The sequence below is a fragment of the Streptomyces sp. NPDC086835 genome (assembly GCF_044745705.1).
Classification (GTDB): domain Bacteria; phylum Actinomycetota; class Actinomycetes; order Streptomycetales; family Streptomycetaceae; genus Streptomyces.
The window spans coordinates 170,311-184,271 of the sequence record NZ_JBIVAU010000010.1; the positions used below are offsets into that span (position 1 = coordinate 170,311).

Genomic DNA, 13,961 nt, shown 5'->3' on the forward strand with positions numbered 1-13,961 from the left:
AGCAAGCCCACCCGCGAGGGGGCCGCCCCCGCGCGGCCGCCGCGGCCCCGAGCCCTCGACAGGCATCGGCCCCGGAACACCTGGAGGTGCTGATGGAAACGCCCTGATCCGGGTGCCCCGAGGAGCGGCAGAGGGGAGCCACACTAACCGGAGCGTCCGACCGCGTATGCCGATTGCCCGGCCGTTCCCCCGGCCGGGCTAACAGCGGCTCCTGCGGCTACCAGTCACTGCGTGAGCTGGAGGACGACATGAACTTCCTTACGACGAAGACGAGTCCGCCGACGAGGGCGACGAAGACCAGCAGCTTGAAGAGCAGTCCGATCACGAACCCGACGACGCTCGCGATGAGTCCACCGAACACGACCAGCGCGATCACAGGGATCGCGACCCACTTCACCCACCACGGCATCCCCGTGAGCATCTCCCGCACAGCCATCGTCCCTACCTCGTTTCTCCGGTTTGCCTGCCTTCGATGCTAGGCGGGCGGAAGCGTGGAACGGGGCCCGCGAGCCCTTGAACTCCCCTGACCGAACCCCTAGGGACCGGCGGGGTGGGCCGTCAGCTCTCAGGCGGAGAGAAGACCACCATGACCCGCAGATCCTCGCTGATGTGGTGGAACTTGTGCGGGACGCCGGCAGGCACGTAGACGACGCTGCCGCGCCCGACCTGCGTGGTCTCCATGCCCACGGTGATCGCCGCGCGGCCGCTGACCACGAAGTAGACCTCGTCCTGTTTGTGGGGCAGCTGGGGGTCGATCTCACCGGCGTCGAGCGCGTACAGGCCGACCGACATGTTCCGTTCCCGCAGGAACTGCAGGTATGCCCCGTCGTTCGCGGCGCGTTCCGCCTCGAGTTCGTCCAGCCGGAATGCCTTCATGCCTGTCCCGCCCCTGCACTCGGTCCGATCACGTCTGCCACGATCAGACACATGATGAATTTCCTAGTCAAGACGATCGCCAACGCCGGTGCCCTCTGGGTGGCCGTGTGGTTGCTGCAGGACATCACACTGACCGGTGACAGCACCGGCAAGAAAGCCTGGACCCTGGTCCTGGTCGCTCTTCTCTTCGGCCTGGTGAACTTTGTCGTCAAGCCCGTGGTGAAGCTGCTGACCTTGCCGCTGTTCATCCTCACCCTCGGTCTGATCACGCTCGTGATCAACGCTCTGATGCTGCTCCTCACCTCGTGGCTCGCCGACAAGCTGGACCTTGGCTTCCACGTCGACGGCTTCTGGACGGCGGTGCTCGGCGCCCTGATCATCTCCGTCGTCTCCTGGGCGCTGAACCTCGCCCTGCCCGACAAGGACTGATCGGCGCATGAACTCCCCGTATCGCGTCTGCTTCGTCTGCACCGGCAACATCTGCCGGTCGCCGATGGCCGAGTCGGTCTTCCGCGCCTTCGTCGAGGACGCCGGGCTCGGCCCCGTCGTGCGCGTCGACAGCGCCGGCACCGGTGGCTGGCACGAAGGGGACGGCGCCGACCCGCGCACCGTCTCGGTGCTCGAGGCGAACGGCTACCCCTCGGACCACTCCGCCCGGGAGTTCCGGGCGGAGTGGTTCGACGGCCTGGACCTCGTCATCGCGCTGGACGAAGGACATCTGCGGGCGCTGCGGAGGCTGGCGCCGACGCCGGCGGACGCCGCGAAGGTGCGGATGTTGCGCGCGTACGACCCCGCACAGCCGGAGGACCTCGACGTCCCCGACCCTTATTACGGCGGTATGGACGGCTTCGAGGACTGCCTGGAGATGGTGGAGGCGGCGGGCAAGGGCCTGCTCGACGCCGTGAGAACTGCACTTGAGGAGCGAGCGGCATGACAGGCACGACCCAGGGGGACGGCACCACGGCGGTACGGGCGGGGCTGCCCGAACCGGTGAAGTACGAACCGACCCTGCCCGGGCCCGTCTTCGCGGCTCACTTCCATCTGCCCGGTGAGCCGACGGGTCCCTACACCTACGGCCGCGACGAGAACCCGACCTGGACCCATCTGGAGCGGGCGATCGGTGAGCTCGAGGCGCCCGGAGAGGCCGTCGAGACCGTCACCTTCGCCTCCGGCATGGCGGCGATCTCCGCCGTTCTCATGTCGCAGCTGAAGGCGGGAGACGTCGTCGTCATGCCCGACGACGGCTATCAGGCCCTGCCTCTGGTGCACGAGCAGCTGCGTGCGTTCGGCATCGAGGTACGCACGGCGCCGACCGGCGGCGACGCACAGGCCGCCCTGCTCGACGGGGCGCGCCTGCTGTGGATCGAGACGCCCTCCAACCCGGGACTCGACGTGTGCGACGTACGGCGGCTTGCCGACCTCGCCCATGCGGCAGGCGCGCTCGTCGCGGTGGACAACACGCTGGCCACCCCCCTCGGACAGCGGCCGCTCGAGCTGGGCGCCGACTTCTCCGTGGCCAGCGACACCAAGGGCATGACCGGCCACGGAGACATCCTGCTCGGACACGTGACCTGCCGCGATCCGCAACTCGCGGCCGGAGTACGACGGTGGCGCAAGATCGTCGGGGCGATCCCGGGCCCGATGGAGGCCTGGCTCGCGCACCGTTCGCTCGCCACCCTGCAGCTGCGCGCGGACCGGCAGAGCGCGAACGCGCTGGCCGTCGCACAGGCGTTGAACGGCCGCTCCGAGGTCAGCGGTCTGCGTCATCCCGGACTGCCGAACGACCCCTCGCACAAGATCGCCGCACAGCAGATGCGGCGTTTCGGGTGCGTCGTCTCCTTCAACCTGCCCGACCGGGCCCACGCCGAGCGCTTCCTCGACGGGCTGCGCCTGGTCGACGACGCCACCAGCTTCGGCGGCGTGCGCTCGACCGCCGAACGCCGCGGCCGGTGGGGCGGTGACGCCGTCCCCGAGGGCTTCATCCGCTTCTCCGCCGGCGCCGAGGACGGCGACGACCTGGTGGCGGACGTGTTGCGGGCACTGGACGAGGCAGCAGCCCCGACAGGGGACGTACGCCCGTCCACGCAGACCGGCTGACCTGCCGACGGTGACGGGCGGTCCGAGCCTCCCCCCTCATGGCTCGGACCGCCCTCGGCTCCTGCGCGCGAAGAACCGTGCCGACAAGGCTAGTTGACTCAGCGTCAGTGTCCAATCACGCTAGCGACAGAGACCTATCGACTTATTTATAGTTGGCCGGGTTCGGGGGCAACGTCGGATCGGGAAGGGCATGGCATGGATCTGGCCCTACTGCGCACATTCGTCACCGTGCACCGGGCCGGGTCGTTCACACGCGCCGCCGCACTGCTCGGACTCTCCCAGCCCGCGGTCACCGGTCAGATCCGCACACTGGAGCGACAGCTCGGCAGGCCGCTCTTCCTCAGGCAGGCGCGCGGCGTCACCCCGACCACCATCGGGGACGAACTCGCACACCGCGCGGCACCGCACCTGGACGCCCTGCTCGAGATAGCCGAAGTGGGTCTCGACACCGAGACCGCCATCCGCACGCTTCATCTCGCCGGCCCGCCCGAGTTCACCTCCGCGCGCGCACTTCCCGCGCTCACGCCCCTGATCGGCCAGGGATTCACCCTGCGCGCCTCCTTCAGGAACGCGGAGGAGGCCCTCGAAGGGCTCGCCGCAGGCCACCACGACCTCGCCATCGCCACCGCCCGGCCCCGTGGCCGGCTCCTCACCGCCACGCCACTGTGCGACGAGGAGCACGTCCTCGTCGCGGCTCCCCGCTGGGCGGTCCACCTGGGGCCCTCGGTGTTACGCAAGGGCCATGTCGTCCTCGAACAGCTCCCTGTGGTCGAGGTCCATGAGTCCTTGCCGTTCGTCTCGCGGTACTGGCACTCCGTCTTCGACTCACGGCCGGCCGCAGCGGGCACCGTCATCGCGCCCGATCTGAGGGCCGTCCTGGAAGCGACCGCATCGGGAGCCGGGCTCGCTGTACTGCCGCGCTACCTGTGCGAGGAAGCCCTCGAACGCGGCCGCGTCGTCGCGCTCCTCGAACCACCCGTGCCTCCGCTGCGCACGTACTTCCTGGTCATACGCACCGGCACCCTCGCCCATCCCCACATCGCCCGGGCGCACGAAGACCTGCTGCGGGCCGCGGCCGATTGGTGAGGACACGGCACAGAACGCCCACAGGAGTTTCAAGAGCGAAGACATGGGCCACTCTCTTGCCATGACCGAACGACCAGTGGTCAAGCGCACCGCACGTGCCATCCTGCTCGACGGCGACGACCTCATCCTGATCAAACGGACCAAGCCCGGCATGGATCCCTACTGGCTCACGCCCGGCGGCGGGGTCGAGCCCGAGGACGCCACCGTCGTCGACGCCCTCCACCGGGAGGTCGACGAGGAGCTCGGCGCCAAGATCACCGATGTCGTCCCGTGCTTCGTCGACACCGTCGAGCACATCGCCGACGGCGGCGTGACGGGGGTGAAGGTGCAGCACTTCTTCGTCTGCCGCCTGGAGTCTATGGACCCCTCCTTGCGGCACGGCCCTGAGGTCGATGAACCCTGCGGAGGGTACGAGATCGTGCGCGTGCCGTTCAGCCGCGTCGGAATCGCCGCCGTCCATCTCGTGCCGCTGTCGCTGCGGCACTATCTGGACGGCAACATCGAAGGCGTCAGGGCCATGCACGCACCGGACCTCGGTTGATCCGCCGGATCGAACTATCCGGCGGACCACACCAGTTCATACGCCTCGCGGAGATCACTTCCCACATATGTGTGGCTGGCCAGGCCGGCGACATGGTGGTCGGCGTTCACGGCCACCGCCGTGGGCACCGCCGCGAAGATCGCGGCATCCGACATGGAATCCCCGTAGGCGACGCAGTCGTCCAGCCCCAGTCCGAAGCCTGTGCAGAGCCGGCCGGCGATCTCCACCTTCGCGGCCGCGCTGAGGATGCCTGCCGGATCCACAGGCTGGGTGAAGGGAACGTCGGGGAAACGTGATCCGTGGGCCGCGTGGGCGCCCCAGTCCAGCAGCCGTTCCACGAAGAACGACGGCGACAGGGAGATCACGGCGCAGTAGTCACCACGCGACCGGATCTCGCTCCACACCTCCCGGATGCCCGTGAGCCAGGGAGCGGATTCGAAGGCGGCCACCACATGGGCCTCGGTGAGGTCCGTCCACAAGGCGTGCACACGCACCGCGTACTCCGGAGGACCGATCCGGCCTGCGATCAGGTCCCGCTCCACCTCGCCGATCTCCTCCAGCAACCCGAGCTGGCGTGAAATCTCGACCGGCGCCGCCGAGCCGCGGATCAGCGTGCCGTCCAGATCGAAGATGTGAAGCCTTGGCCGTCTGCTCATGTACGCCGAGGTTAGTAGCCGTGATTACTCCCGCTGTCAGACGCAGCAGAGCCATGGCGACAGGCACCGTGTTTCACGTGAAACCACTCAAGCGTCCCGTTCGCCGGACCACACTCGTCGTCCACGTCGCCGCGTCGGCCGGCTGGCTCGGTCTCACTCTCGGTCTGCTGGCCCTCGCGCTCGCGGCGTACACCTCAGAATCAGCTTCCATGGCCGAAGCGTCGTACCGGTCGATGGAGGTCTTCACCGACTGGCTGGTGCTGCCCCTGGCACTGCTCACTCTGGCCAGTGGCCTCGCACTGTCACTGGGCACGCAGTGGGGGCTGGCGCGCCATCGATGGGTGTTCATCAAGTTCTGGCTCACCCTCGCGACCACCACCGCGTCCGTCCTGGTGCTCCGCCCTGGGGTCGACAGGGCCGCCGACACCGTGGCCTCGGGCGGAGTGGTCGCCGAACCCCGTGACCTTCTGATGGGGCCGGCAGTCTCTCTGACTGCCTATGTGTTCATGACCGTCGTCTCGGTCCTCAAGCCGTGGGGGCTCACTCGCCGCGGCCGTCGGCTGCGCGTCTCGACCAGTTCACGAAAAGTGGTGGACGAACGATCAACGCGTCAGACAGCCTGACCTCATGCAGACACCGCTGTCCGAACTTCCCATCAGGCGCCTCACCAAGGACGACTTGGCGGCGTGCGCCGACCTCTCCGAGGACCGCGGGTGGCCCCGTGAGGAGCACAAGTGGGGTCTGCTCCTCACCGCAGGTACGGGATACGGGATCGATGATCCCGACGGCAAGGGCCTGGTGACCTCCTGCGTCGTCACGCACTACGGCACGGGCCTCGCCGCCATCGGCATGGTGCTGGTGGCTGAGCGGTACTCCCGACAGGGCATCGGGCGCCGTCTGATGAAGCACGTGCTTCAGGACATGGGCAGCACCCCGCTCACCCTCCATGCCACGCCCTACGGACAGCCCCTCTACGAAGAACTGGGTTTCACCACGACCGGCCGCGCCGAGATGGTCCGGGGCCGCTTCACCGCTTCGGCTCCACGACCGCAGGTGTCGACCCGCCCTGCGACCGCCGAGGACCTGGCCGCGGTGGTCCGCCTGGACACCGAGGTCTTCGGCCTCGACCGCACCCACATGATCACGCGGCTTCCCTCGTTCGCCGACCAGTTCCGCGTCGCGGAAGAGGACGGTGCGCTGACGGGCTACGCGGCGGCCTGGCCGAACATGGACACCCATGTCATCGGCCCTCTGATCGCCCGGGACACGGAGACCGCGAAGGCGCTGATCTCCTCTCTGGCCGACGGGACAGACCGGCCGCTGCGCACCGACATCGACGTGCGCCACAAGGAGCTTCTTGACTGGGTGAAGGAGCGGGGCCTGGAGCCGATCGCCTTCAACGCCGTGATGACCCTCGGCACAGCGGACCTCCCTGGCGACTGGACGCGCCGTTTCGCGCCGCTGACGGTCGCGGCAGGCTAGTCGGACACCGGAGCACCAGGGCACATAATTGCACGCGCCCGTAAATTGCATACGCGGTCTATTGCAGTTATGGCCTACCCTGGTGCTAAGCCACTCCGACACAGAGGAGGAGACAGATGACAGCGACCGACCCCGCCCTTACCGCCCTCGCGCAGGGGTGGTGCGCTCTCTCGCTGCTCCACGGCCGGATCGAAGCCCACATCGGGCGGGCCCTCGAGGCGAAGCACAATCTCAGCGTGCGCGAGTACTCCCTCCTCGACGTTCTCAGTCGCCAGCACAGCGGCGAAGGCGGCCATCTCCAGATGAAGCAGGTCGCCGACGCCGTCGTTCTCAGCCAGAGCGCCACCACCCGGCTGGTCACCCGACTCGAGGACCGCGGACTTCTGGCCCGCTACCTCTGCCCCACCGACCGTCGGGGCATCTACACCGACGTCAGCGAAGCGGGCCTGCAACTGCTGGCGGAAGCCCGGCCCACCAACGATGCGGCACTTCGCGAGGCACTCGACGAGGCAGCTCAGGATCCGGAGCTCGCCCCGCTGGTCCGAGCCGTCGAGGAGCTCAAGGCGCCCACTGCCGCGGCATAGATCTGGGGCCGCCGCCCGGGCGACCACTGGTGGCGGCACGCCGTACGGCCGGCCGATGTTTCACGTGAAACCGGCCATGTCCCGTTTCACGTGAAACATCACACGCGGTTCAGAAGCGGAATCCCCGCCAGCCCTCGGGATCCATACCCCCGGGAACAGCGTCGCCAGGCTCGTAAGGCTCCCGCGTGAAGACGAACGAGCCCAGATCCAGATGGCTCGCCGAACCGTCGCCTCGGCGCACCACCCGCAGCGACTCTCCTGCGTAGTAGCCGTCGAGACCGATCCACGTCCCGTCGGCGCGGGCCAGAAAGCGCGAGCGGCGGCCCCCTCCGCGGAGCGGCTCCAGCTCCACGCCCCGATCGGCGACGAGACGCAGGACATAGGCAGAGGTCCCCCAGTACCAGGGGCCGGTCAGCCCCAGCAACTCGTGGTCGACCTCGGGCAGCGGTCGCCACGGCTCAGGAAGCTTCGGCTCGGCGTCGGCGACGATGCACACGAGGTCTGCGGCGACCGTCGCCGCCGGCGGCCCCGAGGTGGCATTGGCCAGCGCCACCGCAGCGACGCCGTCGTCCACACTCACCCACAGCCCCGCGAGGAACCCGGGCAACGAACCGGAATGGCCCACGAGAGTCCGCCCCTCGTGCCGCAGGATCTGGAGCCCGAGACCATAGGTGCCGTTCCACTCCCCCGCCTCCAGCGGCACGGACGGCACCCGCATCTCCCGCACGGACTCAGCAGCGAGCACCCGTTCGTCACCGGCGGCAAGAAATGCGGCGAACCGGCACAGGTCGGCAGGGGTGGACCAGAGCTGCCCGGCAGGGGCCATGAGCCCGAGGTCCTCGACAGGCTCGGGAAGCATCACGTCCGCCCACGGGTGAACGGCCCAGCCGCCGGCGTGTGGAGCCTGCGGCTGTGCACTCGTCCGCTCCAGTCCCAGAGGCTCAAGGATCTCCCGTTTCAGAGCCTCCTCCCATGACACCCCTCGGACCGCTTCGACCATCGACCCGAGCAAGGTGTACCCAGGGTTGGAGTAGTGGTGCCGCCGGCCGGCGGGGTGCATCGCCGTCTCCTCACCGAGCACGTCGGAGAGCTGGGGACGCATGGAACCCGGCGTCCGCTCCCACCACGGCGGCGGCGTCTCGGCGCTCAGGCCGGCACTGTGCCCCAGCAGTTGGGCGACGGTCACCTCGCCTACCCCCGTGCCGGGCAGATGCTTCTCCAGCGGGTCGTCGAGACCGAGCAGCCCTTCGTCCCGCAGCCGCATCACGAGGACCGCGGTGAACGTCTTGGTGATGGATCCGATGCGGTACTGGGTGTCCGCGTCCGGAGCGTGACCGTCGACGCACGTACGGGACCCCGTCCACACCAGGTGCCCGTCACGTTGCACCGCGGCGGCGAGCGACGGAGCGCGCCCTTCGCTCTGGGCTACGGCGATGCGGTGCAGCAGGGCACGTCGGGTACCGGGCAGCAGTTCTTCCATGGATGAAGTCATGGATCAGGTCTATCGGTGCCGTCCACCTGCGTCGACCGCATTATGGCGACACGGGGACTCGGCGGCGACACGAGGACGAGGTCGTCGAGCTGTGCGTCGAGCGACCTCGGCCCACCGTGTCGGCGAAGCCGCGGTCAGCTTCCCACGTAGGCCGCGAGGTGCTCCCCGGTGAGAGTGGAGCGCGCGGCGACGAGGTCGGCGGGTGTGCCCTCGAAGACGATCCGGCCGCCGTCATGACCGGCGCCGGGACCGAGATCGATGATCCAGTCGGCGTGCGCCATCACGGCCTGGTGGTGCTCGATGACGATGACCGACTTGCCGGAGTCGACGAGCCGGTCGAGCAGACCGAGCAGCTGCTCGACGTCGGCAAGGTGGAGGCCGGTGGTCGGCTCGTCGAGGACGTAGACGCCGCCCTTCTCAGCCATGTGTGTGGCCAGCTTGAGCCGCTGCCGCTCGCCGCCGGACAGCGTGGTGAGCGGCTGCCCCAGGGTCAGGTAGCCGAGGCCGACGTCGGCGAGCCGCTCGAGGATCTTGTGCGCGGCCGGCGTGTGCGCCTCGCCGGCGCCGAAGAAGTCCTCTGCCTCGGTCACCGACATCGCCAGCACCTCGCTGATGTCGCGGCCGCCGAGGTGGTACTCCAGCACCGACGCCTGGAACCGCTTGCCCTCGCACTCCTCGCAGGGTGTGGAGACGCCGGCCATCATCGCCAGGTCGATGTAGGTGACGCCGGCGCCGTTGCAGTTCGGGCAGGCGCCCTCGGAGTTGGCGCTGAACAGCGCCGGCTTCACGCCATTGGCCTTCGCGAATGCCTTGCGGATCGGGTCGAGCAGTCCGGTGTACGTCGCCGGGTTGCTCCGCCGCGAGCCGCGGATCGCGCCCTGATCGACCGACACCACATCCTCGCCGGCCGGGATCGACCCGTGCAGGAGCGAGCTCTTGCCGGAACCGGCGACGCCCGTGACGACGGCAAGCACGCCCAGGGGGATGTCGACGTCGACGTCACGCAGATTGTTCGCCGTCGCGCCGCGGATCTCCAGTGTGCCGGTGGGCTTCCGCACCGTCTCCTTCAGAGCCGCCCGGTCGTCGAGATGGCGGCCCGTGATGGTGTCGCCGGCCCGCAGCGCCTCGACGGTGCCCTCGAAGCAGACGGTGCCGCCCGCCGTACCGGCGCCGGGACCGAGGTCGACCACATGGTCGGCGATCGCGATCGTCTCCGGCTTGTGCTCAACGACGAGCACCGTGTTGCCCTTGTCCCGCAGCCGCAGCAGCAGGTCGTTCATCCGCTGGATGTCATGGGGGTGCAGGCCGATGGTCGGCTCGTCGAAGACATACGTGACGTCGGTGAGCGAGGAACCGAGGTGGCGGATCATCTTGACGCGCTGCGCCTCGCCGCCCGACAGCGTGCCCGACGGCCGGTCCAGCGAGAGGTACCCCAGCCCGATCTCCACGAACGAGTCGAGGGTTCCCCCCAGCGTCGTCAGCAGCGGTGCCACCGACGGCTCGTCGAGGCCGCGGACCCATTCGGCCAGGTCGCTGATCTGCATCACGCAGGCGTCGGCGATGCTGATCCCCTTGATCTTCGACGACCGGGCCCCCTCGCTGAGCCGGGTCCCGTCGCACTCGGGGCAGGTGGTGAAGGTGACCGCCCGCTCCACGAACGCCCGGATGTGCGGCTGCATCGCCTCCTTGTCCTTGGACAGGAACGACTTCTGGATCTTGGGAATCAGCCCTTCGTAGGTGAGGTTCACTCCTTCGACCTTCACCTTGGTCGGCTCCCGGTAGAGGAAGTCCTGCATCTCCTTCTTGGTGAACTTGCGGATCGGCTTGTCCGGGTCGAGGAAGCCCGACTCGGCGTACAGCCGCACGGTCCAGAAGCTGTCCGACTTCCAGCCGGGAATGGTGAACGCGCCCTCGGCGATCGACTTGGAGTCGTCGTAGAGCTGGGTGAGGTCGATGTCGGAGACCGAGCCCCGGCCTTCGCAGCGCTGGCACATGCCGCCGGTGCGGGAGAAGGTCGCCTTCACCGCCTTTTTGGCACCGCGCTCGACGGTGATCGCACCGCTCGCCCGGACCGAGGGGACGTTGAAGGCGTACGCGCTGGGCGGGCCGATGTGTGGTCGCCCGAGCCGGCTGAAGAGGATGCGCAGCATCGCGTTGGCGTCGGTGGCGGTGCCGACCGTGGAGCGGGGGTCGGCACCCAGCCGCTGCTGGTCGACAGTGATCACGGTCGTCAGCCCGTCGAGTACGTCGACCTCGGGGCGGGCCAGCGTCGGCATGAAGCCCTGGACGAAGGCACTGTAGGTCTCATTGATCATCCGCTGCGATTCCGCGGCGATCGTGTCGAAGACGAGCGAGCTCTTGCCCGAGCCGGAGACACCGGTGAACACCGTCAGCCGGCGCTTCGGGATCTCGATGCTGACGTCCTTGAGGTTGTTCTCCCGCGCGCCGTGCACCCGGATCAGATCGTGGCTGTCGGCAACGTGCAGCGCAGGCGATCGCGTGTCCGTCCTCGTGGCCTTGCTCATCGTGTCTCCATCTGTTGGGCGGGCCGCCTTCGCGGTCTCCGTCGGCGTCGCCTGCTCGACCTGGTCAGCTTCGAGCAGTATGTCTGGTTCTCCTACGCCGACGCGGCCGAGGTGAGGATCCTCGGCGGCGCGGGCATCCGGGGGACACCGGCGTCGTGCGCAGCCTCCTGCACGGCCCCGTCCATGCAGGTCATGACTGCGATCGCCGGACGGCTCAGCGGAGCTCGTTGATACGGATCAGGTTGCCGGCGGGGTCGCGGAACGCGCAGTCGCGGATGCCGTACGGCTGCTCGGTCGGCTCCTGGACGACCTCGGCACCGCCGGCCCGCAGCCGCGCGAAGGTGCCGTCGAGGTCGGCGGCGGCCAGGGTGATGCGGGCGTAGCTGCCCTTGGCCATCATCTCGGCGATGGTGCGGCGTTCGTCGTCGGTGGTGCCGGGGTCGGCGGCCGGCGGCTCCAGGACGATGGACGTCCCGGGCCGGTCGGCGGGGCCGACCGTGATCCAGCGCATGTCGCCGTATCCGACGTCGTTGCGGACCTCGAAGCCGAGGGTGTCGCGGTAGAAGGCCAGGGAGGCGTCCGGGTCGTTGTGCGGGAGGAAGGTCCAGTGAATGCTGATGTCCATGGCGATCACGCTAGTTACGGCGCCATGGCCCGCGCTTCTCGATTCCTGATCGATCGGGTCGCCGCTCTCGCCGCCACCTGTTTCGCCGGCGTCGTCTCCGGCTCCGCGCATCGTCCCTGTTCCCCCATCGCCGGCCGCGGTGCTGTGGGAAAATGCTCAGGTGAGACGGCAGGATCTCGACGACCTCGTACGCCTGCGGCGGGCCCGCGACCGGATGGACCGCGACTACGCCGAGCCTCTCGACGTCCCGGCACTGGCACGTGACGCCCTGATGTCGCCGGGGCACTTCTCCCGCAGCTTCCGCGCCGCCTACGGCGAGACGCCGTACAGCTACCTGATGACCCGTCGCATCGAGCGCGCCAAGGCGCTGCTGCGCCGCGGCGACCTCACGGTGACCGAGGTCTGTTTCGCGGTCGGCTGTTCGTCGCTGGGGACGTTCAGCTCGCGCTTCACCGAGCTGGTCGGCGAGAGCCCGAGCGCCTACCGGGCACGGAACCACGACCAGGGCGCCGCCATCCCGGCATGCATGGCCAAGATCCACACCCGGCCGATCAGGAACGGAGAAGCGAACCCCGCCGCCCGGCCGTAGCGTGACGGCATGGACATCCGGCTTTCCCAATGCTTCATCGCCGTCGACGACCACGACAAGGCGATCGCCTTCTACCGCGACGTGCTCGGCCTTGAGGTACGCAACGACGTGGGGTTCGAGGGGATGCGCTGGGTGACCGTCGGCGCGCCCTCGCAGCCGGACGTGAACATCGTCCTGGAACCGCCCGTCGCCGACCCGAACGCCTCGCCGGCCGACAAGCAGGCCATGGCGGAGTTGATGGCCAAGGGCCTGCTGCGCGGCGTCATCTTCGCGACGGACGACTGCGACGCCACCTTCGAGCGCATCAGCGCCGCGGGCGGCGAGGTGTTGCAGGAGCCGATGGACCAGCCCTACGGCGTCCGCGACTGCGGGTTCCGCGACCCTGCCGGCAACCTGTTGCGCTTCACCCAGCCCCTCGGGAAGTGAGCCCCCTGGCCGGCCCGTTGAGGGTCCGCAGTTCCGGACGGCGGGGGAGCTGAGACGCCCCCACCTCCCCCGGTCGGCCAAGTGCGTGCTCGCCGCCCGGGCACTCGGGCGTCAGACGTCTTCCCTGTAGAGGTCGGCGAGCAGGGCGACGGCGGCGTGAGTGGCGGGGTGCGGGTCGTGCCGTCGCCAGATGAGGTGGACGGGAACGGGGTCGGCGTCGCGCAGCGGGCGGTAAGTGATGCCGTCGCGGCGGTACTGAGTGGCCGTGGCCTGCGGTGTCACGCCCACGCAGCGGCCGGTGGCGATCGCGGCGAGCCAGTCGTCGATGTCGTGGGTGTACTCCACGGCGGGGCGGGCGCCTTCGGGCCACAGATCCAAGGACGTGGTGCCGGTGCGGCGGTCCACCACCAGGGTGCGCTCACGAACCTCTTCCAGCCGGATGCTGCGGCGCCTGGTCCATGGATCGTCGGAGGCGAGGGCGAGACACCGGCGTTCGTGCCCCACGCGGGCGTGCGCATAGCGCCGGGTGTCGACGGGGGTACGCAGGACGGCCAGGTCGCACAGGCCCTCGGCCAGACCGGCGGTGGGGGTGTTGTGGCGGATCAGGTGGAGTTCGACATCGGGGTAGCGGTCGTGCCAGCGGCGCTGGAACTCGGCGGTGTGGCGGCCCATCGCGGACCAGGCGTGGCCGATGTGCAGCCGGGTGTGGCCGGTCGTGGCCTGGTGGACCAGTTCCTCGGCCTCGGCCAGCAGATGGCGGGCGCGGGCGAGGACCTGCACGCCGGCGGTGGTGGGGGTCACGGTGCGGCTGGTGCGGTGCAGCAGTCGTACGCCGAGAATCCGCTCCAGTGCGAGCAGTGTGCGCGAGACCGCCGCCTGGGAGAGGCCCAGTTCGATCGCGGCATCGGTGAAGCTGCCGGTGTCGACGATCGCAACCAGGCAGCGCAGGTGCCGCAGCTCCAGCTCCGTACGACCATCCATG

General features: G+C 69.0%; 17 protein-coding genes. 10 read left to right on the forward strand and 7 right to left on the reverse strand.

Annotated features, from left to right (window positions below; translation table 11 throughout):
- Positions 1-217 precede the first annotated feature (217 nt).
- On the reverse strand, positions 218-430 hold the full coding sequence (locus ACIPJI_RS28655; protein ID WP_159695103.1) for a DUF5326 family protein: 213 nt from the start codon (positions 428-430) through the stop codon (positions 218-220).
- A 128-nt stretch (positions 431-558) separates the two neighbouring features.
- A complete protein-coding gene (locus ACIPJI_RS28660) occupies positions 559-876 on the reverse strand; it encodes a cupin domain-containing protein (protein ID WP_005315079.1) in 318 nt (105 codons plus the stop codon).
- Positions 877-927: 51 nt separating this feature from the next.
- Between ACIPJI_RS28660 and ACIPJI_RS28665 the strand changes: the two genes are divergently transcribed.
- The 5 genes from ACIPJI_RS28665 to ACIPJI_RS28685 all read left to right on the forward strand — a co-directional run bounded on the left by ACIPJI_RS28665 (position 928) and on the right by ACIPJI_RS28685 (position 4,600).
- Positions 928-1,305 carry a phage holin family protein gene (locus tag ACIPJI_RS28665; RefSeq protein WP_307707333.1) on the forward strand — a complete coding sequence of 126 codons (378 nt, stop codon included), beginning with the start codon at positions 928-930 and terminating at the stop codon, positions 1,303-1,305.
- A gap of 7 nt (positions 1,306-1,312) precedes the next feature.
- Positions 1,313-1,810, forward strand: a complete 498-nt coding sequence (locus tag ACIPJI_RS28670; protein ID WP_402249684.1) for a low molecular weight protein-tyrosine-phosphatase — start codon at positions 1,313-1,315, stop codon at positions 1,808-1,810.
- Positions 1,807-2,973, forward strand: a complete 1,167-nt coding sequence (locus ACIPJI_RS28675) for a cystathionine gamma-lyase (RefSeq protein WP_402249686.1) — start codon at positions 1,807-1,809, stop codon at positions 2,971-2,973. Before ACIPJI_RS28670 ends, ACIPJI_RS28675 begins: the two co-directional genes overlap by 4 nt.
- A 195-nt stretch (positions 2,974-3,168) precedes the next feature.
- Positions 3,169-4,059, forward strand: coding sequence for a LysR family transcriptional regulator (locus ACIPJI_RS28680; RefSeq protein ID WP_307707336.1), 891 nt, complete (start codon positions 3,169-3,171; stop codon positions 4,057-4,059).
- A gap of 61 nt (positions 4,060-4,120) precedes the next feature.
- Entirely contained in the window at positions 4,121-4,600 is a 480-nt protein-coding gene (locus ACIPJI_RS28685) for an NUDIX domain-containing protein (protein ID WP_307707337.1), read from the forward strand.
- Between the two features lie 14 nt (positions 4,601-4,614).
- On the opposite strand, the gene ACIPJI_RS28690 is transcribed toward ACIPJI_RS28685, so the two are convergent.
- Positions 4,615-5,256, reverse strand: coding sequence for an HAD family phosphatase (locus tag ACIPJI_RS28690; protein WP_307707338.1), 642 nt, complete (start codon positions 5,254-5,256; stop codon positions 4,615-4,617).
- A gap of 77 nt (positions 5,257-5,333) precedes the next feature.
- Here ACIPJI_RS28690 and ACIPJI_RS28695 point away from each other — a divergent pair, with 77 nt between their 5' ends.
- The 3 genes from ACIPJI_RS28695 to ACIPJI_RS28705 all read left to right on the forward strand — a co-directional run bounded on the left by ACIPJI_RS28695 (position 5,334) and on the right by ACIPJI_RS28705 (position 7,322).
- Complete coding sequence (locus ACIPJI_RS28695; protein WP_402249688.1) at positions 5,334-5,879, forward strand: DUF2269 domain-containing protein; 546 nt, start codon at positions 5,334-5,336, stop codon at positions 5,877-5,879.
- 4 nt (positions 5,880-5,883) lie between these two features.
- Positions 5,884-6,738, forward strand: coding sequence for a GNAT family N-acetyltransferase (locus ACIPJI_RS28700; protein WP_307707340.1), 855 nt, complete (start codon positions 5,884-5,886; stop codon positions 6,736-6,738).
- Positions 6,739-6,854: 116 nt separating this feature from the next.
- A complete protein-coding gene (locus ACIPJI_RS28705; protein ID WP_307707341.1) occupies positions 6,855-7,322 on the forward strand; it encodes a MarR family winged helix-turn-helix transcriptional regulator in 468 nt (155 codons plus the stop codon).
- A 109-nt stretch (positions 7,323-7,431) separates the two neighbouring features.
- Here the strand turns inward: ACIPJI_RS28705 and ACIPJI_RS28710 are convergent, their stop codons facing one another.
- The 3 genes from ACIPJI_RS28710 to ACIPJI_RS28720 all read right to left on the reverse strand — a co-directional run bounded on the left by ACIPJI_RS28710 (position 7,432) and on the right by ACIPJI_RS28720 (position 11,964).
- Positions 7,432-8,814 (reverse strand): serine hydrolase domain-containing protein, encoded by a 1,383-nt coding sequence (locus tag ACIPJI_RS28710; protein ID WP_402249690.1) that lies wholly within the window; start codon positions 8,812-8,814, stop codon positions 7,432-7,434.
- A 134-nt stretch (positions 8,815-8,948) separates the two neighbouring features.
- Positions 8,949-11,339, reverse strand: a complete 2,391-nt coding sequence (locus ACIPJI_RS28715; protein ID WP_402249692.1) for an ATP-binding cassette domain-containing protein — start codon at positions 11,337-11,339, stop codon at positions 8,949-8,951.
- Between the two features lie 214 nt (positions 11,340-11,553).
- Positions 11,554-11,964 carry a VOC family protein gene (locus ACIPJI_RS28720; protein WP_356622336.1) on the reverse strand — a complete coding sequence of 137 codons (411 nt, stop codon included), beginning with the start codon at positions 11,962-11,964 and terminating at the stop codon, positions 11,554-11,556.
- A 214-nt stretch (positions 11,965-12,178) separates the two neighbouring features.
- Between ACIPJI_RS28720 and ACIPJI_RS28725 the strand changes: the two genes are divergently transcribed.
- Both ACIPJI_RS28725 and ACIPJI_RS28730 read left to right on the forward strand, forming a co-directional pair.
- A complete protein-coding gene (locus ACIPJI_RS28725; RefSeq protein ID WP_199782752.1) occupies positions 12,179-12,553 on the forward strand; it encodes a helix-turn-helix transcriptional regulator in 375 nt (124 codons plus the stop codon).
- A 9-nt stretch (positions 12,554-12,562) separates the two neighbouring features.
- Positions 12,563-12,979 carry a VOC family protein gene (locus ACIPJI_RS28730; RefSeq protein WP_307707345.1) on the forward strand — a complete coding sequence of 139 codons (417 nt, stop codon included), beginning with the start codon at positions 12,563-12,565 and terminating at the stop codon, positions 12,977-12,979.
- Positions 12,980-13,090: 111 nt separating this feature from the next.
- On the opposite strand, the gene ACIPJI_RS28735 is transcribed toward ACIPJI_RS28730, so the two are convergent.
- The gene (locus tag ACIPJI_RS28735) at positions 13,091-13,960 is read right to left on the reverse strand and encodes a LysR family transcriptional regulator (protein ID WP_356622337.1); all 870 of its coding nucleotides are present in this window, start codon (positions 13,958-13,960) and stop codon (positions 13,091-13,093) included.
- Position 13,961 lies beyond the last annotated feature (1 nt).

Excerpts from the sequence above, each read along its gene's own strand:
- ACIPJI_RS28720 (WP_356622336.1), bottom strand. The coding sequence starts at position 11,964 with ATGGACATCAGCATTCACTGGACCTTCCTCCCGCACAACGACCCGGAC.
- ACIPJI_RS28730 (WP_307707345.1), top strand. The coding sequence starts at position 12,563 with ATGGACATCCGGCTTTCCCAATGCTTCATCGCCGTCGACGACCACGAC.
- ACIPJI_RS28685 (WP_307707337.1), top strand. The coding sequence starts at position 4,121 with ATGACCGAACGACCAGTGGTCAAGCGCACCGCACGTGCCATCCTGCTC.
- ACIPJI_RS28670 (WP_402249684.1), top strand. The coding sequence starts at position 1,313 with ATGAACTCCCCGTATCGCGTCTGCTTCGTCTGCACCGGCAACATCTGC.
- ACIPJI_RS28700 (WP_307707340.1), top strand. The coding sequence starts at position 5,884 with ATGCAGACACCGCTGTCCGAACTTCCCATCAGGCGCCTCACCAAGGAC.
- ACIPJI_RS28710 (WP_402249690.1), bottom strand. The coding sequence starts at position 8,814 with ATGACTTCATCCATGGAAGAACTGCTGCCCGGTACCCGACGTGCCCTG.
- ACIPJI_RS28660 (WP_005315079.1), bottom strand. The coding sequence starts at position 876 with ATGAAGGCATTCCGGCTGGACGAACTCGAGGCGGAACGCGCCGCGAAC.
- ACIPJI_RS28715 (WP_402249692.1), bottom strand. The coding sequence starts at position 11,339 with ATGAGCAAGGCCACGAGGACGGACACGCGATCGCCTGCGCTGCACGTT.
- ACIPJI_RS28725 (WP_199782752.1), top strand. The coding sequence starts at position 12,179 with ATGGACCGCGACTACGCCGAGCCTCTCGACGTCCCGGCACTGGCACGT.
- ACIPJI_RS28675 (WP_402249686.1), top strand. The coding sequence starts at position 1,807 with ATGACAGGCACGACCCAGGGGGACGGCACCACGGCGGTACGGGCGGGG.
- ACIPJI_RS28735 (WP_356622337.1), bottom strand. The coding sequence starts at position 13,960 with ATGGATGGTCGTACGGAGCTGGAGCTGCGGCACCTGCGCTGCCTGGTT.
- ACIPJI_RS28690 (WP_307707338.1), bottom strand. The coding sequence starts at position 5,256 with ATGAGCAGACGGCCAAGGCTTCACATCTTCGATCTGGACGGCACGCTG.
- ACIPJI_RS28680 (WP_307707336.1), top strand. The coding sequence starts at position 3,169 with ATGGATCTGGCCCTACTGCGCACATTCGTCACCGTGCACCGGGCCGGG.
- ACIPJI_RS28665 (WP_307707333.1), top strand. The coding sequence starts at position 928 with ATGATGAATTTCCTAGTCAAGACGATCGCCAACGCCGGTGCCCTCTGG.
- ACIPJI_RS28705 (WP_307707341.1), top strand. The coding sequence starts at position 6,855 with ATGACAGCGACCGACCCCGCCCTTACCGCCCTCGCGCAGGGGTGGTGC.